Source organism: Gandjariella thermophila (assembly GCF_005405885.1).
Lineage (GTDB): Bacteria > Actinomycetota > Actinomycetes > Mycobacteriales > Pseudonocardiaceae > Gandjariella > Gandjariella thermophila.
Map to the genome: position 1 here is coordinate 34,801 of NZ_BJFL01000006.1, position 23,207 is coordinate 58,007.

Annotated in this window: 24 protein-coding genes and 1 pseudogene; 16 read left to right on the plus strand and 9 right to left on the minus strand. The window is 72.4% G+C overall.

The genetic code is table 11. From position 1 onward, the window contains the following. Nucleotides 1–21: 21 nt before the first annotated feature. Nucleotides 22–414: an SCO5389 family protein gene (locus FFT21_RS08550; protein WP_137813246.1), complete on the plus strand. Its 393-nt coding sequence runs from the start codon at nt 22–24 to the stop codon at nt 412–414. Here FFT21_RS08550 and FFT21_RS08555 read toward each other — a convergent pair. Continuing rightward, nucleotides 383–1,441: a hypothetical protein gene (locus tag FFT21_RS08555; RefSeq protein WP_137813247.1), complete on the minus strand. Its 1,059-nt coding sequence runs from the start codon at nt 1,439–1,441 to the stop codon at nt 383–385. The genes FFT21_RS08550 and FFT21_RS08555 overlap by 32 nt on opposite strands. Nucleotides 1,442–1,616: 175 nt before the next feature. Between FFT21_RS08555 and FFT21_RS08560 the strand changes: the two are divergent. Then, a pseudogene (locus tag FFT21_RS08560) lies at nt 1,617–2,567 on the plus strand (helix-turn-helix transcriptional regulator); the annotation flags it as partial. Nucleotides 2,568–2,589: 22 nt separating this feature from the next. Here FFT21_RS08560 and FFT21_RS29645 read toward each other — a convergent pair. From FFT21_RS29645 to FFT21_RS08570, 3 genes are all read right to left on the minus strand, one after another. Beyond that, nucleotides 2,590–3,090: a DUF6042 family protein gene (locus tag FFT21_RS29645; protein WP_307722908.1), complete on the minus strand. Its 501-nt coding sequence runs from the start codon at nt 3,088–3,090 to the stop codon at nt 2,590–2,592. Between the two features lie 71 nt (nt 3,091–3,161). Beyond that, entirely contained in the window at nt 3,162–3,875 is a 714-nt protein-coding gene (locus FFT21_RS08565; protein ID WP_137813249.1) for an anti-sigma factor, read from the minus strand. A 166-nt stretch (nt 3,876–4,041) separates the two neighbouring features. Next, entirely contained in the window at nt 4,042–4,638 is a 597-nt protein-coding gene (locus tag FFT21_RS08570) for a sigma-70 family RNA polymerase sigma factor (RefSeq protein WP_137813250.1), read from the minus strand. Between the two features lie 659 nt (nt 4,639–5,297). Between FFT21_RS08570 and ectA the strand changes: the two genes are divergently transcribed. The 4 genes from ectA to thpD all read left to right on the plus strand — a co-directional run bounded on the left by ectA (nt 5,298) and on the right by thpD (nt 8,630). Then, entirely contained in the window at nt 5,298–5,870 is a 573-nt protein-coding gene (gene ectA / locus FFT21_RS08575; protein WP_137813251.1) for a diaminobutyrate acetyltransferase, read from the plus strand. 35 nt (nt 5,871–5,905) lie between these two features. Next, entirely contained in the window at nt 5,906–7,156 is a 1,251-nt protein-coding gene (gene ectB, locus FFT21_RS08580) for a diaminobutyrate--2-oxoglutarate transaminase (RefSeq protein ID WP_137813252.1), read from the plus strand. A gap of 38 nt (nt 7,157–7,194) precedes the next feature. Beyond that, the gene (locus tag FFT21_RS08585) at nt 7,195–7,608 is read left to right on the plus strand and encodes an ectoine synthase (RefSeq protein ID WP_137813253.1); all 414 of its coding nucleotides are present in this window, start codon (nt 7,195–7,197) and stop codon (nt 7,606–7,608) included. 119 nt (nt 7,609–7,727) lie between these two features. After that, nucleotides 7,728–8,630 carry an ectoine hydroxylase gene (gene thpD / locus FFT21_RS08590; RefSeq protein ID WP_137813254.1) on the plus strand — a complete coding sequence of 301 codons (903 nt, stop codon included), beginning with the start codon at nt 7,728–7,730 and terminating at the stop codon, nt 8,628–8,630. A gap of 189 nt (nt 8,631–8,819) precedes the next feature. On the opposite strand, the gene FFT21_RS08595 is transcribed toward thpD, so the two are convergent. Continuing rightward, the gene (locus tag FFT21_RS08595; protein WP_137813255.1) at nt 8,820–9,632 is read right to left on the minus strand and encodes a S1 family peptidase; all 813 of its coding nucleotides are present in this window, start codon (nt 9,630–9,632) and stop codon (nt 8,820–8,822) included. 158 nt (nt 9,633–9,790) lie between these two features. Between FFT21_RS08595 and FFT21_RS08600 the strand changes: the two genes are divergently transcribed. After that, nucleotides 9,791–10,432: a nucleoside/nucleotide kinase family protein gene (locus FFT21_RS08600; RefSeq protein WP_137813256.1), complete on the plus strand. Its 642-nt coding sequence runs from the start codon at nt 9,791–9,793 to the stop codon at nt 10,430–10,432. A gap of 130 nt (nt 10,433–10,562) precedes the next feature. Here the strand turns inward: FFT21_RS08600 and FFT21_RS08605 are convergent, their stop codons facing one another. Together FFT21_RS08605 and FFT21_RS08610 are read right to left on the minus strand one after the other, a co-directional pair. Further along, nucleotides 10,563–11,759 (minus strand): cytochrome P450, encoded by a 1,197-nt coding sequence (locus FFT21_RS08605; RefSeq protein ID WP_137813257.1) that lies wholly within the window; start codon nt 11,757–11,759, stop codon nt 10,563–10,565. 305 nt (nt 11,760–12,064) lie between these two features. After that, nucleotides 12,065–12,352, minus strand: coding sequence for a hypothetical protein (locus tag FFT21_RS08610; protein WP_225978224.1), 288 nt, complete (start codon nt 12,350–12,352; stop codon nt 12,065–12,067). Nucleotides 12,353–12,640: 288 nt separating this feature from the next. Here FFT21_RS08610 and FFT21_RS08615 point away from each other — a divergent pair, with 288 nt between their 5' ends. The 6 genes from FFT21_RS08615 (at nt 12,641) to FFT21_RS08640 (ending at nt 19,472) form a co-directional block, all read left to right on the plus strand. Next, the gene (locus FFT21_RS08615) at nt 12,641–13,699 is read left to right on the plus strand and encodes a gamma-glutamylcyclotransferase family protein (RefSeq protein WP_137813259.1); all 1,059 of its coding nucleotides are present in this window, start codon (nt 12,641–12,643) and stop codon (nt 13,697–13,699) included. A 190-nt stretch (nt 13,700–13,889) separates the two neighbouring features. Continuing rightward, complete coding sequence (locus FFT21_RS08620; RefSeq protein ID WP_137813260.1) at nt 13,890–14,567, plus strand: DUF4232 domain-containing protein; 678 nt, start codon at nt 13,890–13,892, stop codon at nt 14,565–14,567. Between the two features lie 59 nt (nt 14,568–14,626). Continuing rightward, nucleotides 14,627–15,331 (plus strand): dienelactone hydrolase family protein, encoded by a 705-nt coding sequence (locus FFT21_RS08625; RefSeq protein ID WP_137813261.1) that lies wholly within the window; start codon nt 14,627–14,629, stop codon nt 15,329–15,331. A gap of 400 nt (nt 15,332–15,731) precedes the next feature. Beyond that, nucleotides 15,732–16,217: a (2Fe-2S)-binding protein gene (locus FFT21_RS08630; RefSeq protein ID WP_137813262.1), complete on the plus strand. Its 486-nt coding sequence runs from the start codon at nt 15,732–15,734 to the stop codon at nt 16,215–16,217. After that, nucleotides 16,214–17,188, plus strand: coding sequence for an FAD binding domain-containing protein (locus FFT21_RS08635; protein ID WP_137813263.1), 975 nt, complete (start codon nt 16,214–16,216; stop codon nt 17,186–17,188). The genes FFT21_RS08630 and FFT21_RS08635 overlap by 4 nt, the downstream gene beginning before the upstream one ends. A gap of 172 nt (nt 17,189–17,360) precedes the next feature. Further along, complete coding sequence (locus FFT21_RS08640) at nt 17,361–19,472, plus strand: xanthine dehydrogenase family protein molybdopterin-binding subunit (RefSeq protein ID WP_137813264.1); 2,112 nt, start codon at nt 17,361–17,363, stop codon at nt 19,470–19,472. Between the two features lie 55 nt (nt 19,473–19,527). Here FFT21_RS08640 and FFT21_RS08645 read toward each other — a convergent pair whose 3' ends face one another. Together FFT21_RS08645 and FFT21_RS08650 are read right to left on the minus strand one after the other, a co-directional pair. Then, entirely contained in the window at nt 19,528–20,097 is a 570-nt protein-coding gene (locus FFT21_RS08645; RefSeq protein WP_137813265.1) for a PIN domain-containing protein, read from the minus strand. A gap of 43 nt (nt 20,098–20,140) precedes the next feature. Further along, nucleotides 20,141–20,587 (minus strand): excisionase family DNA-binding protein, encoded by a 447-nt coding sequence (locus FFT21_RS08650; protein WP_225978225.1) that lies wholly within the window; start codon nt 20,585–20,587, stop codon nt 20,141–20,143. Nucleotides 20,588–21,078: 491 nt separating this feature from the next. Between FFT21_RS08650 and FFT21_RS08655 the strand changes: the two genes are divergently transcribed. The 3 genes from FFT21_RS08655 (at nt 21,079) to FFT21_RS08665 (ending at nt 23,207) form a co-directional block, all read left to right on the plus strand. Beyond that, nucleotides 21,079–21,789 carry a peptidoglycan-binding protein gene (locus FFT21_RS08655; RefSeq protein ID WP_225978226.1) on the plus strand — a complete coding sequence of 237 codons (711 nt, stop codon included), beginning with the start codon at nt 21,079–21,081 and terminating at the stop codon, nt 21,787–21,789. Beyond that, nucleotides 21,786–22,670 (plus strand): helix-turn-helix domain-containing protein, encoded by an 885-nt coding sequence (locus FFT21_RS08660; RefSeq protein ID WP_225978227.1) that lies wholly within the window; start codon nt 21,786–21,788, stop codon nt 22,668–22,670. Before FFT21_RS08655 ends, FFT21_RS08660 begins: the two co-directional genes overlap by 4 nt. Nucleotides 22,671–22,808: 138 nt before the next feature. Then, a complete protein-coding gene (locus FFT21_RS08665) occupies nt 22,809–23,207 on the plus strand; it encodes a hypothetical protein (RefSeq protein ID WP_137813268.1) in 399 nt (132 codons plus the stop codon).

The following is a 23,207-nucleotide window of genomic DNA, read 5'->3' on the forward strand; positions in this document are numbered from 1 at the left end:
CCCGACAAACCGGAGGTTCCCGTGTCCCTTGACGTGCCCGCCACCCTGCTGGACCGCGCCGAGCGTGGCGAGGTGTCCGACGCCGAGTTCGTCGACTGCGTCCGCACCTCACTGCCCTACGCCTGGCGGGTGATCAGCGCGGTGGTCGACGACCTGCGCGCCGGTGACGAGGAGTTCGCCGACCACGCCACCCCGCCGCCGAGCGAGGCCGAGCGTGGCCAACTGCTGCGCGCCCTCGCCTCGGACGCCATCCGGGGCGGGCTGGAGCGGCACTTCGGCGTGCGGCTGGCGTTCCAGAACTGCCACCGGGTGGCCGCGTTCCGCATCTCGGCGGTGGACGGCGCGGGCTACCGCGCGTTCATCTCGCCGCGCGGCCAGTTGCTCAACCAGAGCCCGGAACTGCGCGACTGCTGACCGCCGTGGCCGGCGGGCAGGGCGGGAGCAGCCGGCGGGTGCTGCCCCTCGGCGGGTCGCGGTAGGCGTCCGGGTCGCTGAACCGGCAGCCGTAGTCCGGTGCCGCGATCACCGCCGGGTCGCCGACCGCGTCCGCCGCGGGCCGCTCGCCGGTGTCCACCCAGCGGACCAGGTCGTGCCAGGCGGTGGCCACCTCCCGGGTGTCGAACTCGCAGTGGCCCACCGTGCGGATCACCCGCTGGGCGAGGAGCTGGCCGCGGCCGTGCCCGGCCACCGCGGCGGCGTAGACCTGCTCCATGGAGAACGGCACGAACTCGTCGTCCAGGCCGTGCAGGCTGACCACCGGCCCGGACGGCGTGCCGAGCACCCGCGGCACGGTGGTCAGGGAGGGCAGGAACCGGGCCAGCGGGTTGGCCGGCGGAACGCGCCGCACCGTGGTGTTGACGTCGACCGGCGCGTCGGGCTGGTAGACGGTGCCGATGTTGGTGGCCACCTGGTCCGGGCCGCTCCCCCGGCCGCTGCCCTGCGGTGACGCGCCCAACCGGAACAGGAAGTCCTTCCAGTACGCGAAGGCGGCGTCCGCGCCGGGACGGGGACCGCCGGTGCGGTTGGTGACGATGGCGCGCAGTTCCGCGCCACGCTCGCCCACCACGTCCGGGCCGGTCGGGGTGAGCCGGTTCAGGCCGAGCGCCTGCTCGATGCGCGGCACCACCGCGGTGAGGTAGTCCTCCGGCGCCGGGTAGGCGCGCACTCCGGCCAATGCCTGCGCGACGAGCTGGTAGTCCAGGAAGTAGTCGAACAGGGCGCGGTCGCCGAGCGCCCCGCACATCGGCAGCGCGCCGGCGTAGAACCCCGGGTACTGCTCCATCGAGCGCGCGATCACGTGCCCGCCCATGGACACGCCGGCCAGGAACACCCGCCTCGGGCGGCCGACCAGGTCACCGAACAGCGTGGCGACGTCGTGCGTGGCGAGTACAGGACGGCGCCCAGGACCAGGTAGACAGCGCGGGGCAACCGCATGACACACCTCCGTGCCGGCGACGGTAGCCGAGCCGGGAGCCACAGGCCGGTCGCACGATCGGTCTGGTCTGTTGCCGGCGACCGCAACGCTGGGTCGGTCCCACGGATGGGCACGCACCGCCCGGCGCCTTCGGCCCGAAACGCGGACAGATTTCGCCCTGAATGGCTGCCAGACTGGGCACATGTTGGAGACCTCGGCCCGGCTGCTGCGCCTGCTGTCGCTGCTGCAGGCGCGGCGGGACTGGTCCGGCGCGGCGCTCGCCGAGCGGCTGGAGGTGGACGTCCGCACCGTGCGGCGGGACGTGGAGCGGCTGCGCGCACTCGGCTACCCGGTGCACGCCACTCCGGGCGTGGCGGGCGGGTACCGGCTCGGCGCCGGTGCCGCGCTGCCACCGCTGCTGCTGGACGACGACGAGGCGGTGGCGGTGGCCATCGGGCTGCGCACCGCCGCGGGCGGCACGGTCGCCGGCATCGAGGAGACGTCCGTACGCGCGCTGGCCAAGCTGGAACAGGTGCTGCCGTCCCGGCTGCGGCACCGGGTGAACGCGTTGCAGTCCTTCACCGTGCCGCTGGGGCACGCCGGGCCGACCGTGGCCGCCGACGTGCTCACCGTGATCGCCGGCGCCTGCCGGGACCACGAGCGGCTGCGGTTCGGCTACCGCGGTCACCACGGCACGGAGAGCACCCGCACCGTGGAGCCGCACCGGCTGGTGCACACCGGCCGGCGCTGGTACCTGGTCGCCTGGGACGTCGACCGGCGGGACTGGCGCACCTTCCGGGTGGACCGGATCGCGTCCCGCCCGTCCCCCGGCGCGCGGTTCGCCCCGCGCCGGCCGCCCGCCGACGACCTCGCCGGCTACGTCTCCCGCGCGGTGTCCTCCGCGCCGTACCGCTACCGGGCGCGGCTGACCATGTACGCCCCGGTCGCCGTGGTCGCCGAGTGGGTGCCGCCCACGGTGGGCACGCTGGAGCCGCTCGACGACCACCGTTGCCTGCTCTACACCGGCGCGGACTCGGTGGCCGCGCTGGCCGTGGCCATCGCCGCGATCGGGGTGGACTTCGAGGTGCACGAGCCGCCGGAACTCGTCGAGCAGGTCCGTGCCCTGGCCGCGCGGCTGGGCAGAGCGGCGGGAGGATCCAGCCAGCCGCGCCAGGTCAGCTCGCCGAGCGGTACTGGTGGGCCCGTTCCAGCCACTCCGGCCGGACCGGGAGCACCTCCTCGGGGTACGGGATCGGGTCGGCGAACCGCCAGCGTTCCCCTTCCGCCCCGACCTCCCGGGTGAGCACGCCGAACCGGACGAGCAGGTGCGCCACCTCGCGCATGGTGGCCGGCATGGGCAGGCCGAGTTCGGCCAGGCCGGCGGCCAGGTCGTCGTGGTGCTGCTTGTTCAGCCGCTGCTCCTCCGGGTCGGCGTGCGGGTCGGCGCCGTCGACGTGGTCCTCCCAGTCCGGTGGACTGTCCAGGTCGATCACCGTGCGCAGCGGCCGGAGCAGGGTGTCCAGGTCCGCGACGGCGCCCTCGGCGTGCGCCGAGGCCACCTGGGAGACCAGATGGATCGCGGACGGCGGCAGCAGGCAGAACCACCCGGAGCGGAGGATGCGGTTCATTCCGCTGCTGGCCTGCTCCGCGTAGGGCTGCGGATCGGGTTCGGTCACGCGGTCATCGTCGCCCCGCACGGCCGGGTGCCGGCCGTGACGCGCGCGGCCGGTCGCCCGATCGTGGCCAGTCAGGCGCGGGCGACCAGCAGCTTCTTGCCGTCCGTGGTGTTCACCTCCACCGCGGCCACCTGGTCGGGCGGGATCAGCGCCAGCGCGTCCACCGTGGTCCCCGCCTTGCCGTTGGCCGAGGCCAGCCAGCTTCCGGCGGCCTCGCGGCGCCCGTCGTCGCCGACCACCCAGATGCGGCACCGGGTGCCGGCCGGCACGCCGACCACATCGGCGTGCAGCCGCACCCAGCCGGCCGCCGGAGCGACCGCCACCGTCATGTGCGCGCCGGTGGCCGGGTCGGCCGCGGTGAGCATCCGGGTCCCGGGCGGCTGCGCGGTGTTCTCGTCCTGCGGCGGCGGGTTCAGCGCCACCGGCTGCTGCGGAGCGGTCATCCTGCCGACCACCGCACCGCCACCGACCAGCGCTCCGGCCAGCGCCACGACGCCGGCGGCGACGGCGATCCGCCGTCCCACCCGGGAGCCGCCGCCGCGGTCGTCCCGTATCCGGCGCAGGGTCCGCTGCAGGAGCAGGTCGCCGCCGGGCGGCGGGCCCTCGATGAACGCCTCCGGCGGGACCTGGCGCAGCGCGCGCTCCACCGCGGTCAGCTCGGCCAGTTCGTGCCGGCAGCCGGCGCACCTGCCGAGGTGCGACTCGACGGAATGCCGGGCGGCGCGGTCGAGCACGCCGAGCGCGTAGGCGCCCAGCAGCGAGCGGTCGATCTCCTGCTCGCTCATCTCGCCACCGTCCTTCCCGCGAGCCCGCCCGCGACCCTGTCGCCGGGACGCCCCACACCCGTCCTCGTCACACCCCGACCAAACGCCCCGTGCCGCCCCGATCGCCAGGCCTGGCGGCCCCCGCGCGTGCCACGCCCACCCTGGGTGCCGCGGCTCGGCAACCGCATCACCGAGCCCCCTCCCTGGTTCGTGCGGGCTGATTGACGCCGACGATGCCGCGCAGCGCGCGCAGTGCGTAGTAGCAGCGCGATTTCACCGTGCCCGGCGGGATGCCCAGCGCCTGCGCGGCCTCCACCATGCTGCGGCCGCGGTAGTAGATCTCCACCAGGACCTCGCGGTGCTCGGGCGACAGCGCGTCCAGTGCCTCCAGCACCACCATCGAGTTGACCACGTGGTCCGCGTGGTCACGCTCCACGGGGCCGTTCGCCGAGTTCGGTGACTGCTCCGCCACCTCGGTGGGGCGCGCCGCTCTGGCCCGCGCCCGGTCGGTGACGATGTTGCGCGCGACCGTGAGCAGCCAGCCGCGCACCGAGCCCTTCCGGTTGCCCAGCACCTCGGGGTGCTTCCAGGCGCGGAACAGCGTCTCCTGCACGACGTCCTCGGCCGCCGCGCGATCGCCGGTCAGCCGGGTCGCGTAGGCCAGCAGCATTCCCCCGTGCTCGTCGAAGACCGACTTGATCAGGGCCTCGTCCACGGCGGTTGACCCGCGATCGGATCGACGGGCTCCGAACCTCACGCGCTTCCTCCCGAGCTCCGAAGGCATCGACCGCCCAGTCGGCATCGGTAATCCGGTGCGGGAGGAAGGCGTTCCCTCCGCGGCACCGGAAACCGCGCGTGCATGTCCGGCCCGGGCAGCGCGGTCGGCGGCAGTGAGCGAGCTCACCATCGCCATCTCCCGGTCGCGCGGCCCGCTGCCGAACCGGACGAACCTGCGATGGCGCGACCCACCGGGGCCGGCGTTCGGCAACCCATCGGCAGTCTCCCTGTTGCTGCGCGGTCGGCCGCGGGAGCGTGCCCGCGGCCGTTCGTCACGTGGTTACACGGCTGGCGGGCCGGAAGGGTTCACCGCGCGTCGGGGCGGCGGGGCCGCCGGCACCCGGCTGACCGGTCGAGCACGGGGCCGGAGGGGCCGGCGACCGCAGTCACCCAGGAATGTGATGAATGTCACAGGTAACGTTTAGCCGCCCGGGCGCGATGGTTACACCCACCCTGAGGGTCCACAACGGACGAACGCGTACCGGACCGCGCCGCCGGGCATCGTCGCAGGTGACACCCCGAACGGCGGCGTTATTGGTCCGTGATGTAGCCGGGTAGCACGGACGATACCTGCCCTCAACAGGGGTGTAGCAACCCTCACAAACTCCAAGCCGGTGACGGGGCAGCGAGTGGCGATTTTCCACAGACCTGTTACGTTCGGTCCACATGACCAGCGCGCACCCGAAACCCGGGAATCTCGGTAACGGGTCGTCGACCGTGTCCGTGGAGCCGCCCACGCTGGCTGACGGGTCGGCGCTCTGGCGAATTGCACGTGATTCTGGGGCACTTGACCTCAACTCGTCGTACGCGTACCTGTTGTGGGCCCGCGACTTCGCGGGCACCTCCGCCGTGGCCAGGCACGACGGCAATGTCGTGGGATTCGTCACCGGATACGTGCGGCCCGATGCGCCGGATACCGTCGTCGTCTGGCAGGTCGCCGTCGACGCGTCACACCGCGGTGGCGGCGTGGCCGGAAGACTCGTCGACCATGTACTGCACCGTGCGGTCCGCACCGGCGTCCGCTACCTGGAGACCACCATCACTGCCGACAACGCCGCGTCGATCCGGCTGTTCACCGCGCTGGCCGAGCGCTGGGGCGCCGAGCTGTCGCGCAGCGTGCTGTTCGGCGCGGAGCTGTTCCCGGACGGGCACGAGGCCGAGTATCTCTACCGCATCGGCCCGCTGGTCACGCCGGCCCCGGCCGCACCGCCGGCCGACCGGGTCGGCCCCCACGCGTGATCACGGAACCGACGAGAAGATCGAACGGAGCAACCGTGAATATCTTCGAGACCATCGAGTCGGAAGTTCGGAGCTACTGCCGCTCCTGGCCGGCCGTATTCGACAAAGCCAGCGGTAGCTGGCTGAAAGACGAGAACGGAAAAGAATACCTCGACTTCTTCGCGGGGGCCGGGGCGCTGAACTACGGCCACAACAATCCGGTGCTGAAGGAGGCGCTGCTGGACTACCTGTCCGGCGACGGCGTCACGCATGCGCTGGACATGAACACCGTTGCGAAGCGGGATTTCCTGGAAGCCTTCTCCGACATCGTGCTGAAGCCGCGCGGGCTGGACTACAAGGTCCAGTTCCCCGGTCCCACCGGGGCGAACTCGGTGGAGTCCGCGCTGAAGCTGGCCCGCAAGATCACCGGACGGGAGTCCGTGATCAGCTTCACGAACGCTTTCCACGGCATGACTCTGGGCGCGCTGGCGGTGACCGGCAACTCCATGAAGCGCGGCGGCGCCGGAATTCCGCTGGTCCACGCCACGCCGATGCCCTACGACAACTACTTCGAGGGCCAGTATCCCGACTTCCTGTACTTCGAGCGGCTGCTCGAGGACGCCGGCAGCGGACTCAACGAGCCGGCCGCGGTGATCGTGGAGACCGTGCAGGGCGAGGGCGGCGTCAACGTGGCCCGGCCGGAATGGCTGCGCGGCCTGGCCGAGCTGTGCCAGCGGCACGACATGCTGCTCATCGTGGACGACGTGCAGATGGGCTGCGGCCGCACCGGGCCGTTCTTCAGCTTCGAGCTGGCCGGCATCCAGCCGGACATCGTCACCCTCTCCAAGTCCATCAGCGGCTACGGCCTGCCCATGGCGCTCACCCTGATCAAACCGGAGCTGGACCAGTGGGAGCCGGGCGAGCACAACGGCACCTTCCGCGGCAACAACCCGGCCTTCGTCACCGCGGCCACCGCGCTGCGCACCTACTGGAACGACGACCTGCTGGAGAAAAGCACCCTCGCCAAGGGCGAGCAACTCGGCACCGTGCTGCAGGAGATCGCCGACGCCAACCCGGGTGTCGAGGCGCGCGGCCGCGGCCTGGCCCGTGGCCTCGCCTTCGAGCAGCCCGAGCTGGCCGGCAAGGTGTGCGCCGCCGCGTTCGCCCGTGGCCTGCTGATGGAGACCTCCGGGCCGCAGAGCGAGGTGGTGAAGCTGCTGCCGCCGCTCACCCTCACCGACGAGGAGCTGACCCAGGGCATCGAGCTGCTCACCGCGTCGGTGCGCTCGGTGCTCAAGACCGCCTGACCCGAAGAGATTCCCCGTAAGGACAGTGAGGAGGCGACGTGATCGTCAGGTCGGTCGACGAGATCGACGGCACCGATCGGGACATCCAAACCCCGAACTGGCGCAGCAGGCGCATCATTCTGGCCAAGGAGAAGGTCGGCTTCTCGGTGCACGAGACCACGCTGTACGCGGGCACCGTGAACGACTTCTGGTACGCCAACCACGTCGAGGCGGTCTTCGTGGTGGAGGGTGAGGGCGAGCTCACCGACAAGGAGACCGGCAAGACCTACCAGCTGCGGCCCGGCTCCCTTTACCTCCTGGACGGTCACGAGCACCATCAGCTTCGGCCGAAGACCCAGATGCGCACGGTGTGCGTGTTCAACCCGCCGGTGACCGGCCAGGAGGTGCACGACGAGAACGGGGTGTACCCGCTGATCATCGAGGACGACGAGACGGTGGCCGCTGGCGAGTGAGCCGCCGGATCGCGACCCCGGCCGGGCCGCGACAGCCTTCGAAGGATCATGTCAAGCCGCGGCGCGCGCGGTGGTCGACAGGGTGAACTCCGCGGACACTCGCGGAAGAGGAGGCGAGCATGACTATTGCCGACACCAGGACGGAGGACCGGTACCCCACCCGCGTCTTTTCGGAGCCGAAGTGGATCGAGCGCACCGACCCGACGGTGTGGCCCGGGTTGGACTCCGGCCCCATCGACGAGGAAACCCTGCGCTCCTACGACAGTAAGGGGTTCCTGACCATCGAGCAGCTCCTCAGTCCGGCTGAGGTGCAGACGTTCTGGCAGGAGCTGGAGCGGCTGGCCAACGACCCGGCCGTCCGCAAGGACGAGCGGACCGTCATCGAGAAGACCTCCAACGAGGTGCGGTCCATCTTCGAGGTGCACAAGACCAGCGAGCTGATCGCGGAACTGGCCAGGGACCCGCGGGTGCTGGACCGGGCCAGGCAGATCCTCGGCTCCGACGTCTACGTGCACCAGAGCCGGATCAACTACATGCCCGGATTCAAGGGCGCCGGGTTCTACTGGCACTCCGACTTCGAGACCTGGCACGCCGAGGACGGGATGCCCGCGATGCGGGCGGTGAGCATCTCCATCGCGCTCACCGACAACTACCCGTACAACGGCGGCCTCATGCTCATGCCGGGTGCCCACCGCACCTTCGTCTCCTGCGTCGGGAACACACCCGACAACCACTACAAGGAGTCGCTGAAGGAGCAGGAGATCGGCACGCCGGACCGGGACAGCCTCACCCAGCTCGCCGCCACCCACGGCATCGAGCAGTTCACCGGCCCGGCCGGCTCGGCGCTGATGTTCGACTCCAACTCGATGCACGGCTCCGGCAGCAACATCACGCCGTACGCACGGTCAAACATCTTCATCGTGTTCAACAGCGTGGAGAACGCGCTGGTGGACCCGTTCGCGGCGAAGAACCCGCGGCCGACGTTCATCGCCAGCCGCGACTTCACCCCGCTCACCCGCTGACAGCTGTTCCGAAACCGGACCGACCCTGCGATGACGAGTGTCGGAACACGCCGGGGCGAGTTCAGGAACAAGCACTGACGGCGGCCACCCGAGGAGACCGGTGATCCGGCAGGGTCACCGGCGGTCCGGTGTGGACACCCGTGGGGGCCGTGGCAGGCGCCACGGCCCCCACGGGCCTGGGTGACGGGGTCAGGAGGACGCCGAGGAGCCGAGCGTCTGCTTGATCCAGTCGGTGTGCGCGACCACGTTGGTGTAGATGCCCGGCTTCTCCGGGCAGCTCGCGGTCTGGCCCCGGCTGGTGGCGCCGACCAGCGCGAACCCGTTGCCGTCATGCACCACGGCCGGGCCGCCGGAGTCGCCGTAGCAGGCGCTGGCCTGGCCGCCGTGGTTGTCCATGCACAGCTCCCGGTCCGGGTCGAACGGGCTCTCCTGGCTGGTGCACTGCTTGCCGTCCACCACCTTGGTGTCCAGCTCCTGCAGCTTCTGCGGCGGCTCACCGCAACCGCGCACCGGGCAGGTCAGCCCCCATCCGATCTCCCGCACGTCGGTACCGGGCTGCGGGGAGGTGCCCGCGATCTTGATCGGCTGCGCCTGCACCGGCTTGGCCAGGTGGACTAACGCGATGTCGTAGTCCCCGGTGTTCTGCGGGTCGTACTTGGGGTTCACCACGAACTTGTCCGGCGTGGCCACCTCGCCGCCGCTGGTGCGATCAGTGGTGCCGATCCGGTACTGGAACTCGCTCGGCTGCTGCCCTTCCACGCAGTGCGCGGCGGTGACCAGCCACTGCTTGTCGATCAGCGAGGCGCCGCAGTTGTGCTCGCCCTGCGTGGTCTGCATCGACGCCATGAAGCTGTAGGTCTGCGTGGCGTCGTGGCCGCCGACGATGAACGGCTGCGCGGCCGACGCCGGCGCGGCCCCGGCGGTGGGTACCGAAAGCGCGAGGCCGGCGAGCACGGTCGCGGCGAACGCGAGAAGGCCCCGGCCCAGAGAACGTGCGGACATGTCCTCTCTCCTTCCGCTCCCTGACGTCCTGCCAAGGAGATGGCCGGACGCTACGGGGCGTGACCGCCCGCCAGTACCCAGCGATGGTTGCGACCTGGGCCGACGATCGCTCTCCGCCGAACGGAGCAGCGCCGCGCCCGTACCGGCAGGATGGCGGGGTGCAGGTTCGCCCCGTCTCCCCGGAACGCCTGGTCACGGAGCTGGCCGAACGGATCGACGCGTGCGGTGGCGCGCCGTGGCCGCGCGTCGCGGTGGACGGCCCGCCGGCGGCCGAGCCCGCGGCGCTGGCCGACGCCCTGGTCGACCCGCTGCGGGTGCGCGGCCGCCAGGTGCTCCGAGTGTCCACATGGGACTTTCTCCGTCCTGCCTCGTTGCGCTACGAGCACGGCCGGACCGATCCCGACGCGCGATACGAGGACTGGCTGGACGCCGGGGCGCTGCGCCGCGAGGTGCTCGCCCCGCTGTCGCCGGGCGGCTCCGGCCGGGCGCTGCCCTCGCTGTGGGACGCGCGCGTCGACCGGGCCAGCCGGGCGGGCTACGTGGAACTGCCCGAGGGAGGCGTGCTGCTGCTGGACGGCGAACTGCTGCTCGGCCGGGGCCTGCCGCTGGACCTGACGGTGCACCTGTGGCTGTCACCGGGCGCGCTGGCCCGCCGCACTCCGGCCGAGGAGCACTGGGCGCTGCCGGCGTACCGGCGCTACGACGACGAGGTGAGCCCGCAACGGGTGGCGGACGTCGTGGTGCGGGTGGACGACCCCCGCCGCCCCGCCGTGGTGGACCGCCTGCACTCGGCGGGCTGACCGGCCGCGCTCACCGCGGGGCGCGCGGCGACACCCCGGCCCCGGTTGTCGCCACAATTTCACCAGCAGTCTTTAGCGAAACCGGTCGGCGGTCAAGGCCGGCCGCACGCCGGGACCGGGCAGTCAGCGGCTACCAGCGCACCGGTAGCTCACGCACACCGAACACCGCGCCGCCGTGCTGCAACCGCAGGTCGGCTTCGGGCGCGGCGAGCCGCAGGCCGGGCAAGCGCCGCAGCAGCCCCCGGAACGCGCCGCGCAGTTCCAGCCGGGCCAGCAGCGCGCCGATGCACTGGTGTACGCCGTAACCGAACGCCAGGTGGCCGCGGGCGTCCCGGCGCACGTCCAGCCGGTCCGGGTCGGCGAACGCGGCCGGGTCCCGGTTCGCCGAGGGCAGCAACGCGATCACGCCTTCCCCGGCCGCGATCCGCTGCCCGCCGATCTCCACGTCCGCCACGGCCGCGCGAACCACGCCGTTCTGCACCACGGACAGGTAGCGCAGCAGTTCCTCGACCGCGCCGTCCACCAGGCCGGGATCGGCGACCAGCGCCTCCCACTGGTCCGGGTCCCTGCGCAGCGCCAGCACGCCCAGCGCGATGGTGCTCGCCGTCGTTTCCGGGCCGGCGACCAGCAGCAGCATGGCCATGCTGACCAGTTCCTCGTGCCGCAGCCGCCCGGTGCGCACCTGCCGGCGGACCAGTCGGCCGATCAGGTCGTCGGTCGGCTCCGCCTCCTTCGCGGCGACCAACCCCTCGATGTAGTCGCGCACCGCCGCGTTCGCCGCCTGGACCTCCTCGGCCGGCCGCGACCAGTCCAGCCGGACCTCGATGTGCCGCTGGAACTCCGCCCGGTCGGCGAACGGCACGCCCAGCAGCGCGCAGATACCGCGGGACGGCACCGGGCGGGCGAAGGTCCGCACCAGATCCGCGCCCGGGCCCACGCCGGCCAGCGCGTCGAGTTGCTCGGCGACGATCCGGTCGATCTCGGGTTGGAAGGCGGCCAACCGACCGGCGCCGAACTCGGTGCCCAGCATCCGGCGGAACCGGGTGTGCCGCGGCGGGTCGTAGGAGAGGAAGGTGCCAGGCGGGGGTGGGGGCTCCTGGATCGGGCGTAGCTGGGGGAATCCCGGTGCGGTCGGGTCGGAGGTGAACCGCCGGTCACGTAACACCGCGCGCACGTCGGCGTGCCGGGTGACCAGCCAGGCGCGCTCACCGTTGCGCAGCACCACTCGGGACACCGGTTGCTCGGTGCGCAGCCGGCCGTACATCGGCGCCGGGTCCAACCGCTCGCCCCGCACCGCGGGAAAGGGGCATTCGACGGGCGGGGACATCGCCGCACCTCCCCCGGCCGTGATCGTCTCGATCGCCGGGGCCATGGTAGCGGCGGTCGCGCGGTGCCCGATTGGCGCGCGCTTTGGCAGCCTGTTCCAGGACCGGACGGACCTCCGATGACGAGCACGGGAACGCGCCGGGGCGAAGCCCCGCGATCGCGGGGCGGGGCACCCTGTCAGGAATAACCGGGATGTCATGTCCCCGTCGCGTCCCGGCGACGCGATCGCGGCGCGCGTTCGGGAACAGGCACTGACAAGCGCGCCTCGCTCCGTTCCAGGAGCGGCACGTCACCGTCGGATGCTGGCTAGTCCTCCAACTCGCGGCCGCGCAGCCAGCCGATCTCGTTCGCCTCGGCCGCGAAGCCGCCCGCGCCGGGACGCTCGGAAACGGCGTCCTCCCGCTCCGCCGCCGACATCCGCCACCAGCCGGAGCAGCCGCGCGGGCAGGGGTGCTCCATCTCGCGGACGACGAACCCGGTCTGGGTGGGCACCGGCTGCTGCCAGGTCAGCACGCCCGTTCCGGCGCACAGGTCACATTCGCCGCCCGATCCGTCACCGCCCGGGGACCTGGCCGAGCCCTCCGCAGTCACCACAGGGCTTACCGCCAACCATTCCGGACCCGAGACACCTCGGGCATTCCACCATCCGCGCCTTCGGCGAGCACGCGTTCACGCCCATTTGGCTACTCCGTTGCCGACCGACACACAACATTCCCAACACGATCGTGGGAATTATCGTTCAAACCACCAACAACCCACGGCCGGTATCCCGATCCCGCCGAATGGCCGCCGGCACACCGGCGAATGGCGCCCATGCCGTGCGACCGGTGGGCGCACCGGCGGTACTGACCCGGCCCGGGCTCAGCCGGCACACTGGGGCCCGTGCATGCGTCATTCCCGGACACCGCCTACCCCGCCGACCCCTACCCCGGCGCCCGGCCCGAGCACAGCTTCGTCCATATCGGACGGACGGGTTGGCCGGTGCGCGCCGAACCGGGCACCCCGGCCGGGTGGGCCGTGGAGCCGGGCGGCACGGACCTGGACGCGTGGCTGGCCGAGCACGGCGCCGCGCCGCTCGCCGAGCGGGTGCCGGTGCTCGCCTACGGTTCCAACCGCTGCCCGTCCAAGGTGACCTGGCTGCGTGAGCAACTGGGCTTAACCGGTCCGGCGGTGGTGCTGCGCGCGCGGTGCGAGGGGCTGGCCGCGGTGTGGTCCACCGGGTTCCGGGTGGTCGACGACCAGCGCCCGGCGACCCTGGCCGCCGCCCCCGGCACCGTGGAGGAGCACGCCGTGTGGCTCGCCACCCCGGAGCAGGTGCGCGTGCTGGACCGGTGCGAGGGCCGCGGCCGGCGTTACCGGCTGGCCCGGGTGCACACCGGCCGGGTGGTGCTGGCCGACGGCGCGGTCGTGGACGGCGTGCTCGGCTACGTGTCCTGCTCGACGGAGCGGCAGCCGCTGCTGGTGGACGGCGCGCCGGTGCGCTGCGCCGAGCTCGCCCAAGACGCCGCCGCGGCGCTCACCGGGACACCGGCGCCCACCGACGGTCTGGACTGCGGCACAGTGCGCGGCGAACCCGACCCGCTGGACTGGCCGGACCGGGTGTTCGTGTACGGCACGCTGCAACCCGGCCAGCCCGCGTGGCGGCTGGTCGAGCCGGAGTTGACCGGGCGGCCGGTGCCGGCCACGGTCCGCGGCACCCTCTACGACACCGGACTCGGGTATCCCGCGCTGCGCCTCGGGGACGGCCCGGGCGTGCCCGGCCACGTGCTGCGGCTCGCCTCGCCCCGGCGCGCACTGCCGGCGCTGGACCGCTACGAGGGCGAGGAGTACCGCCGGGTGCGCACCACCCTGCCGGACGGCCAGGTCTGCTGGACCTACCTGTGGACGGAGCCGGTGGACGGCATGCCGGTGCTGCCCGCGGGCTGGGCCGCGGCCGGCTGAACCGGCCCACCCGATCGGTGCGCCGAGCAACCTCGGCGGACGCCCGATCCGTCCGCTCATCGACAGGTCTGGGGAACCTTCACCCGGATGTGCGTCCGAACCGGTGATTCTTCACGACGCTGGCCAACCGGCCGATCGGACACGCGTCTTCGCGGGTAGATGGGGGTACGCGAGCCGGGAGGTGGACACCATGACGGGCATCGGCAACCGAATCGTGTTCGGCGTGCTGGTCGCGGCCAGCGGCCTGCTGCTCGGTGCGTGCAGTGGCACGCAGGGCGCGGAGCCCTGGTCGTCGAACGGCACTCCGACGCCGACCACCACGACGGCGGCGATCAGCCAGCCGGCCGCCGCCGGCGCCACGCCGAGCGGAGCCACCAGCGTGCCGGCCACGTCGCCCGCCGGCGAGCGGCCCACGACCAGCGGGCAGGCCGCGCCGGCGCCGCCGGCCACCACCCGTTGCTCCGCGGCCGTGCTGCGTGGCCGGGTCGAGCCGGGCTCGCCCGGCGCGGGCCAGCGCTACGCGCGGCTGGTGGTGACCAACACCGGCCGGGCGCCGTGCACCCTCTACGGCTACGGCGGCCTGCAACTCGTCGACGGCTCCGGCCGGCCGGTCCCCACCGACCTGCGCCGGGACGAGCAGCCGGGGCCGACCATGGTGCGGCTCGCGCCGGGCGCGTCAGCGGCGAAGAACCTGCACTGGACGATCGTGCCGTCGGACGGTGAGCCGGACACCGCGCCGTGCGAGCCGGCGGCCGCGACCATCTCCGTGATCCCGCCGGACGAGACACAGCCGTTCCAGGCGGCGTGGAACCTCGGCGAGGTCTGCGGCCACGGCCGGATCGGCGGCAGCGCGTACTACGCGGCCTGACCGAACTCCAACACGTCGGGAGGTGCCTTCGGCCGCCGCGGTGTACTACGTTCGGCCGCGTGACGGTGCGGTTCCCGTCCACGGACGGCGAGATCGAGGGCTATCTCGCGGTTCCGACGCCGGCGGTGTCCGGCGCCGGACCGTGGCCGGGGGTCGTCGTGGTCCACGACGCGCTCGGCATGTCCGACGACATTCGGAGCATCGCGGAACGCTTCGCCACGGCCGGCTACCTCGCCGTGGTGCCCAACCTCTACAGCCGCGGCGGCTTCCTGCGCTGCGTGCGTGCGGTGTTCGGCCAACTTGCCGCGGGCAGCGGGCAGGCGTTCGACGACATCGACGCGGCCAGGAAGCTGCTCGCCGACCGGGACGACTGCACCGGCAGGGTCGGCGTTGCCGGGTTCTGCCTCGGTGGCGGGTTCGCACTGCTCGCCGGTCCGCGCGGGTTCCAGGCTTCCGCGCCGTACTACGGGGCCGTCCCGAAGGACACATCCGTGCTGCGCCGCTCCTGCCCGGTGGTGGCCAGCTTCGGCGGTCGGGACCGCACGCTGCGCGGGGCCGCCGCGAAGCTGGAGTCGGCGCTGACCGAGCTGGGCGTGCCGCACGACGTCAAGGAGTACCCGGACGCCGTGCACAGCTTCGCCAACCGGATGCCGCTCGGTCCGTTCGCCCCGCTGGCCAGGGTCGTCGGCTTCGGCTACCACCACGACTCCGCCGAGGACGCCTGGCGGCGCGTGCTCGGTTTCTTCGCCGAGCACCTGCGCTGACAGCCTGTCCCGGAACGGGACGGACCTGCGATGACGAGCACGGAAACGCGCCGGGGCGAAGCCCCGCGATCGCGGGGGCGTGGCGCCCTACCAGGAATAACCGGAGTGTCATATCCCTGTCGCGCCCCGGCGACGCGATCGCGGCGCGCGTTCAGGAACAGGCACTGACGGCGGCGCGGTCGAGGTCGCGGGACATTTCCCCTTTACCTGGAGCGCACTCCAGGGCATAGCGTTCCGGCTGCCGGAGCAGGCGCACGAGCAACCGCCTGTGGTCGCGCTTCGGCCACCGCCACGATCACGGAGGCAGGGCACCCGTGCGCAGCAAGCCGACTTCGTACTCGAATCGTGCCCTGCCGACGGGATCGTGGGCGCCCAGACTCGCGGACAAGAAGGAGCAATCGTGTCCAACCATGTCGCCGTGACCGTGCGGGTCAACGGCGTGGACCGGGAGATCGAGGTCGATCCGCGGGCCACACTGACCGAGACGCTGCGCGACCGGCTCGGCCTGACCGGCACCAAGAAGGGCTGCGACCGGGGTGAGTGCGGTGCCTGCACGGTCCTGGTCAACGGCCGGAGAGTGCTGTCCTGCATGACCCTGGCGGTCACCGCGCACGGCGCCGAGGTGACCACCGTCGAGGGGCTGTCCTCCGGCGGTGAGCTGCACCCGGTGCAGCGCGCCTTCCTGGAGAACGACGCGTTCCAGTGCGGTTTCTGCACCCCCGGTCAGGTGATGTCGGCGGTGGCCTGCATCGCCGAGGGCCACGCCACCTCCGACGACGAGATCCGCGAGTGGATGAGCGGGAACATCTGCCGCTGCGCCGCCTACCCGCAGATCGTCGCCTCGGTCGCGAAGGCCGCCGCGGAGTTGGGCGGTGCCGCCCGATGAGGACGTTCAGCTACCACCGCGTGTCCGATGTGGACGTCGCGCTGGCCGCGCTTCGCCAGCCGGAGACGCAGGCCATCGCCGGCGGCACCGAACTGGTGAACTGGCTCAAGGAGGGCATCGAGGCGCCGGCCCGGCTGGTGGACATCACCGGCCTGCCGCTGGCCGGCGTGGAGTCCACTCCGGACGGCCTGCGGATCGGCGCGCTGGCCCGGATGAGCGACGTGGCCGCGCACCCGGTGGTCCGGGACCGCTACCCGGTGCTGGCGCAGTCGCTGCTGCGCGCCGCCTCGGCGCAGCTCCGCAACATGGCCACCATCGGCGGGAACCTGCTGCAGCGTACCCGCTGCCCGTACTTCCGCGCGGACACCGCGCTGCCGTGCAACAAGCGCGTGCCCGGCTCCGGCTGCGCCGCCCGGCACGGCGACACCAGCGCGCAGGCCATCTTCGGGTGGAGCGAGCACTGCGTGGCCACCCACCCCTCCGACCTGGCGGTCGCGCTCGCCGCGCTGGACGCCACCATCGTGGTCCGTGGCGAGGCGGGCGAGCGGCGCATCCCGGCCACCGAGTTCCACCGGCTGCCCGGCGACGAGCCGGAGCGGCATACCGAACTGCGCGCCGGCGAGCTGATCACCGCGGTCGAGGTGCCCGCCGAGTCGGGTGCCGAGCACTCCCACTACCTCAAGGTGCGCGAGCGGGTGTCGTACGAGTTCGCGGTGGTCTCCGCCGCCGCGGTGGTCCAGCTCTCCGGGACGACGATCACCGGAGCCCGGCTCGCTCTCGGCGGCGTCGCGCACCGGCCGTGGCGGCTGGGCGGCGCCGAGCAGGCCGTGGTCGGACTGTCCGTTTCGGACCGGCCGGCTCTGCTCGCCGCCGTCGCCGCCGACTTCGGCGACGCCCGCCCGCTGCCGGGCAACGAGTACAAGATCACGCTCGCCCAGCGGGCCGCCGTCCGCGCGTTGCAGGCAGCCTGATGCGTGAGTCAAGCCGCGGCACCCGAGGTGACCACGACGCGCGTCCCGGCCGCCAGGCCCCGCGATCGGGGCGGCAGGGCGCCTCACCGGCCGAAGTGACCCAAGAACCTCCGGCGCGCCCTGGCGACACGATCGCGGATGCGCGCGAACTCGCGGAACGAGAGGCCGCCGCATGACAACGGGACTGACCAGGCCGGACGGGCCGGCCAAGCTGACCGGCACCGCGCATTACGCCGCCGACGCCGACACATCGGACGCGCTGGCCGCCGCACTCGTCACCACGACCGTGCCGAACGGGCGGCTGACCGCGCTGCACACCGCGGACGCCGAGGCCGCGCCCGGCGTGGTACGCGTGCTCACCCGGGCCGATCTGCCGCCGCTTGGTGAGCTGTCCACGCCGCCGCTGGGCTTCCCGGTGCCGCCGCTGCTCGAGGACACCGTGCACCACGAGGGCGAGCCGATCGCCGTGGTGCTCGCCGAGACCTGGGAGCAGGCCCGGCACGCGGCCACCCTGGTGCGGGCCGAGTACGCGGACGTGACGCCGGCGGTGCCGTTCGGGCAGGCCGAGGACGTGGTCCCGCACGGCGGTCTGGTGTTCGGCGAGACCGACGAGTCGAAGGGGGACGTGACCGCCGGTCTCGCCGCCGCGGACGTCTCCGTCACCGCCACGTACACCACCGCGGACCGGCACCACAGCCCGATCGAGCCGCACGCCACCCTGGCCCGGTGGGACGGCGACCAGTTGGTGCTGCACAGCTCGGTGCAGTCCGTCTTGTTCGCCCAGGCGGCGCTGGCCGCGCTGTTCGGGGTGCCGCCGGAGAACGTGCGGGTGTTCTGCCCGTTCGTCGGCGGCGGCTTCGGCTGCAAGGGTTTCGTGTGGCCGCACATCCCGCTGGCCGCGGCCGCGGCGCGGGTCACCGGGCGGCCGGTGAAGCTGGTACTCACCCGGGCGCAGATGTTCACCCTCGCCGGGCACCAGCCGGCGACCCGGCAGACGGTCAGCCTGGGCGCCACGTCCGACGGCCGGCTCACCGCGCTGCGGCACACGAGCAGCAACGCCTCCGCCCAGCTCGGTGACTACTGCGAGAACACCCCGCACGGCTCGACGTGGATGTACGCCAGCCCGGCGATCGAGACCAGCACGAGGATCCAGCGGCTGCACCGTCCGGGACCGACGCCGATGCGCTCACCCCACGAGGGGCCGGGAATGTTCGCGCTGGAATCCGCCATGGACGAGCTGGCCCACGAACTGGGCATGGACCCGGTGGAGCTGCGACTGCGCAACGAGCCCGAGGTCGACCCGCTCACCGGCGAACCGTTCTCGTCCCGGAAGCTGGTCGAGTGCCTGCGCGAAGGGGCGCGCCGGTTCGGCTGGTCCGAGCGGAATCCGGAGATCGGGTCCATGCGGGACGGTCATGAGCTGATCGGCTGGGGCATGGCCGCGGCCACCATGGACAGCCCGCGCTCCCCGTCGTCCGCCCGGCTGCGGATCGACCACACCGGGCACGTCGTGGTGGAGACCGGCATGCAGGAGATCGGCACCGGATTGCCGGCCATGGTGCAGGCGGTGGCCGCGGAGACCCTCGGCTGCCCGCCGGAGGATGTGGCGGTGCGCCACGGCGACTCGGATTTTCCGCCGCACACCGGCACGTTCGGGTCGATGTCCACCATGGGCCTCGGCTCCGCGGTGCGAGCGGCGGCCGAGTCGGCGCTGGAGAAGCTCGGCGCCGAGCCCGGTGACCCGCTGGCCGGCGCCCTGGCCGAGGCGGGACTCACCGAGCTGGAGTCCGAGGGCCGCTGGTCGCCGGAAGGCGGTGGCATGACCCGCGGCCGGACCGGGGGCTACTCGATCCACACCTACGGCTCGATCTTCGTGGAGGTGCGCGTCGACCCGGACCTCGGTCTGCTGCGGATGAGCCGGGCGGTGGGCGTCTACGCCGGCGGGCGGATCCTCAACCCACTGGCCGCGCGCAGCCAGATGATCGGTGGCATCACCTGGGGCTACGGCCAGGCGGTGCTGGAGCAGTCGGTGTTCGAGCCGAATCTCGGCCGGTTCCTGTCCAAGAACCTGGCCGGCTACATCGTCCCGGTCAACGCCGACATCGGCGAGATCGATGTGTCCTTTGTGGACGACGACGACCGCGTGGCCAGCGCGATCGGCGCGAAGGGCATCGGCGAACTCGGCGCGGTCGGGGTGTCCGCCGCCATCGCCAACGCCGTCTTCCACGCCACCGGCCGCCGCGTCCGCGACCTCCCCATCCGCATCCACCACCTGCTGCCCTGACCGCTCGGCTGCCCGGCTGACCTCTCCGGCCGGGCAGCCGAGCATCACGCGGCGTTCAGCGGCAGCGGGAAATGACGTCAGCGGTGGCGGGGAGGTCTCGGCGTCGGCACCAGGCAACGAGCCGCTCGATGACTTGATCGTCGCTGATCCGTTGGTCTTCGGGGAGCCATCGACGGCGCACCATCTCGACAAGTGAAGCAATGGCTCGCGGCGGGCCCGCATCCACGGCGAACGCCAGGAAGGCGTCTGGGCGTTGCGGTTCCAAGCTGGTCAACCGCTCGATCTCCGCGCAGAGGCGCACATCTGCGGTGACGAGGACCTCGCAACCCGACCACAGCGCCGCTGCCACCACGTGGCGATCCTTGGGATTCGACATGAGCCGGACAGAAATGTCCACGACGCCCGGCCATTCCACCTTGGCCTCGGGAAAGGCCTCCTCCATCGCGGACAGCAGCCGATCAACGGCTCGCACGTCCATCTCAGCAGGGAGGTGCCGCCGCACCTCCTCCAGCACACCGACGCTCCAGCGGGGTTGGAACAGCCCTTCCTCCCCCAGTGTCAGTAGCACGTCCCGAAGCCGAGCGGGGACAAGCACATTGGCATCTAGGAAGGCGAGAAACGGCACACGGCGACGTTATCGATCAAGGCAGCAAGCGTGGTCACGGGGGCTAAAAATCATCCGAATAGAGTCCGTGCTCCCGGGACACGGCTGCCATGTCGTCCAGAGCGCGCTTGCGCCCCCTCCGAAGCTCCTCCGTGTAGGCGATGGCATCCGCCAGTCGGACCCGACGATGGGTACCCCGGTATACGTAGGGAATCTTTTCCTCGTCAAGCAGCCGGCACAGGTACGTCCGCGAGACCCCAAGAACCTCCGCGGCCTGGCTTGTCGTCAGGAGCTGACCCGTGTTGGCGACGACCACGCCCTCGCCCCGTGCGAGGCGCGCGAGGAGGTCACGGAGCGCACCAGCGACCTGGTCGGGCAGCACGAAATCACGTTGTCCCAGCCGAACCACCACGTCGCCATCCGACTCGGCGAGTGCCTCAGCCAGGTCGGCCACCACGTCCCGATCAGCCGGCGGCTCGACGCGGCGAGCCAATCGCATCTCCAGCACCATGTCGACCCCTCCCCTCGTGCGCCATCATCCGACCTAACTGACATAAGTGCAACCCATGGGGATGTGGACCACCCAGTCGCCGCGCCGTGCACACGGAAGGTGACACACCATCATGATGACCTCGGTGGCGGTACCCCGGTGGGGGTTCTGCCCGCCCGGGCACCGGTCGACGGGTTGATCCATCGGATCACTCCTTCCTCGGCGTCTCCGGCCGGGGCGGGCCTCAGGTCGCCAAACTCACGCCCGCCCCGGCCGCGATAGCGATGGTCGCCACTTGTTGCGGATCTTGGAGCAGCCCAGATCATCTTGATCACAATCTTTCACCATGACGATCACGGGACGGGAAAGGAATTCACCTTGCCCGTCCAGCCGGCACTGCGGTAATCCTGAACCACGGGATCAGGGGGGACAACAGAAGATCGCGGAGTCACACTGACCAGGGGGGGAACATGGCTCGGTGGAGACCGCTTCCGGGCGACCTGGATCCACGGGTGCGCCAGTTGGTCGTGCGGTTACGGGAACTCAGGGACACCGCCGGGATCGGCGCGTCGGCGCTCGCGCGGAAGACGACCTACAGCAGGTCGTCCTGGAACCGCTACCTCAACGGGCGGACAATGCCCCCGCGCCGGGCGGTGGAGGAACTGGGCCGCCTGGCCGGGGCTGACCTGCCCCGCCTGCTCGCGCTGTGGGAGCTGGCCGAATGGGGGCGCGCCGAGTCTCCGCCACCACAGCCGGCCGACGAACCCGTGGCAAGCGGACCGGAGGACGCGCCGAGCGAACCGGAAGGCACACCGAGCGGACGGCCCCCACGGTTCCGGCGGCGATGGGTTCTCGTGGCAGCCAGCGGCCTCGCCGTGCTGGCGGCGGCCGGCGCGGCGGCCTGGTTGACCGGGCTCGGTAGCCCGGGCCATTCGCGGCCTTCCGTGCGGCCGGAGGGTCTCGGCTGCGACTACTCCCGGCGCGACGGTCGGCTCTACGCCGGGCACAGCACCACCTCGGACCGTTTGGTGGCGCTGCACGGGGACGGCGAGGACGTCGTGGAGGTGCAGTGCCTGCTGGCACGCCACGGCTTCGACCCGGGGCGGATCGACGGGCTGTTCGGAACGCGCACCGAGGCGGCGGTGAAGCGGTTGCAGCAGGCGGGTGGGGTGCCCGCCGACGGCATCGTGGGACCGCAGACATGGCCCCTGCTACGCGCATGAGCGGCCGGTGGCGGCCGCTGCCCGGCTCCCTCGATCCGGAGGTGGCCTACCTCGTCGGCGTGTTGCGGGGCCTCAAGGACCGCTCGGGGTTGAGCCTGGCCGCGCTCGCGCGGCGCACGCCGTACAGCAAGTCGTCCTGGGAGCGGTACCTCAACGGGATCAAGCTGCCACCGCGGGACGCGGTCGACGCGCTGGCGCGGCTGACCGGTCAGCCGGTCGACCGGGTGCACGCGCTGTGGGAGCGGGCGGAGACCCGCTGGAGCGGCCGGGCCGCCGGCCCGCAGCCATCCGGTGCCGAGCCCGAATCCGAGGCGCCGGCGGCGAGCCGCCCCACCACGGCAGGCCGCCTTCCCGGTCCGCGAGGGCGCTCGGCGCTCGCGGTGGCCGCCGCCATCACCGGTGCCGCCGTGCTGGGCGCACTGGTCCGGTTCACCGGCATCCTCGGCGGCTCCGCCGCGTCGGAGCCCACCACACCGCCGTACACGGTTGGGTGCTCCGGCGCCCAGTGCGCCGGCCACGACCCGGAGGCGATGGCGTGCGCCGTCGACGCCGCGTCGTTCGCCGTGCTGACCGTCGGTGCGGCGTCGCTGCACCTGAGGGTCAGCGACGCGTGCGGCGCCGCGTGGGCCCGAGCGGCCCGCGTCACCCCCGGCGACCGGGTGCTCGTGGTCGCCCGGGACGGCCAGTCCGAGTCGGTGGTCATCGACGCGGATGCCGCCGCGGCACCGTACGTCTACACGCGCATGCTCGCCGCGCACCGGCATTCCGAGGTCCAAGCATGCCTGGAAGCCCGCGACGGGGGCCGGAGATGCACGCCGTGGGGCGCCGACCGTCCGGTGCCGGCGCCGCCGGTGACCGCCCCGCCGGTGCCCACCTGGTGAACCGGGGAACACCGGTGGGCCGACATCCGTCACGCCCCGCGGTGGCCGGCGTGGGCGGGCCCGGGGCCGGCTTGCGACCGCGACCGCAGGCCGTCGCCACGTCGAAATGATCGTGTTGGCACGCCTATCATCCCGGGCGTGACGGAGGACGTGGCGGCGGTGTTCCGTCCCGTCGCGGACGATCTGGCTTCGGCCGGCCACTCCGTGCGGCTGGACCCGGACCCCAGCGAGACGCACGACGGGCGGCAGCGCGCGCAGCTCATCCTGGACGGCGAGGTGCTCGGCAGCCTTGTCGTCGACCCCACGCGCGGCATGAACACGGCGTTGCTCCTGCTCGCCGATCTCACCCAGGACTTCCTTGTGGGCAGGCGGCAGCGGCAGGACGACGGGACGCCGTGGCCGGCCTGCGTCGCCGGTCACCTGCACCCCATGCGGATCGTCTACGGGCTGGACGACCCGGTGTGGACCTGCCCGCGCGACCCCCGGATCAACGTGCCGATCGGCAAGCACCCGGGCCGCCCCTTCGACCTACCCTAG

What these genes read in the sequence shown, in the direction of transcription:
- FFT21_RS08565 (WP_137813249.1), bottom strand. Translation starts at nt 3,875, where the DNA reads ATGAGCGAGCAGGAGATCGACCGCTCGCTGCTGGGCGCCTACGCGCTC.
- FFT21_RS08570 (WP_137813250.1), bottom strand. Translation starts at nt 4,638, where the DNA reads ATGCCTTCGGAGCTCGGGAGGAAGCGCGTGAGGTTCGGAGCCCGTCGA.
- ectA (WP_137813251.1), top strand. Translation starts at nt 5,298, where the DNA reads ATGACCAGCGCGCACCCGAAACCCGGGAATCTCGGTAACGGGTCGTCG.
- thpD (WP_137813254.1), top strand. Translation starts at nt 7,728, where the DNA reads ATGACTATTGCCGACACCAGGACGGAGGACCGGTACCCCACCCGCGTC.
- FFT21_RS08595 (WP_137813255.1), bottom strand. Translation starts at nt 9,632, where the DNA reads ATGTCCGCACGTTCTCTGGGCCGGGGCCTTCTCGCGTTCGCCGCGACC.
- FFT21_RS08605 (WP_137813257.1), bottom strand. Translation starts at nt 11,759, where the DNA reads ATGTCCCCGCCCGTCGAATGCCCCTTTCCCGCGGTGCGGGGCGAGCGG.
- FFT21_RS08620 (WP_137813260.1), top strand. Translation starts at nt 13,890, where the DNA reads ATGACGGGCATCGGCAACCGAATCGTGTTCGGCGTGCTGGTCGCGGCC.
- FFT21_RS08635 (WP_137813263.1), top strand. Translation starts at nt 16,214, where the DNA reads ATGAGGACGTTCAGCTACCACCGCGTGTCCGATGTGGACGTCGCGCTG.
- FFT21_RS08640 (WP_137813264.1), top strand. Translation starts at nt 17,361, where the DNA reads ATGACAACGGGACTGACCAGGCCGGACGGGCCGGCCAAGCTGACCGGC.
- FFT21_RS08650 (WP_225978225.1), bottom strand. Translation starts at nt 20,587, where the DNA reads ATGGTGCTGGAGATGCGATTGGCTCGCCGCGTCGAGCCGCCGGCTGAT.
- FFT21_RS08660 (WP_225978227.1), top strand. Translation starts at nt 21,786, where the DNA reads ATGAGCGGCCGGTGGCGGCCGCTGCCCGGCTCCCTCGATCCGGAGGTG.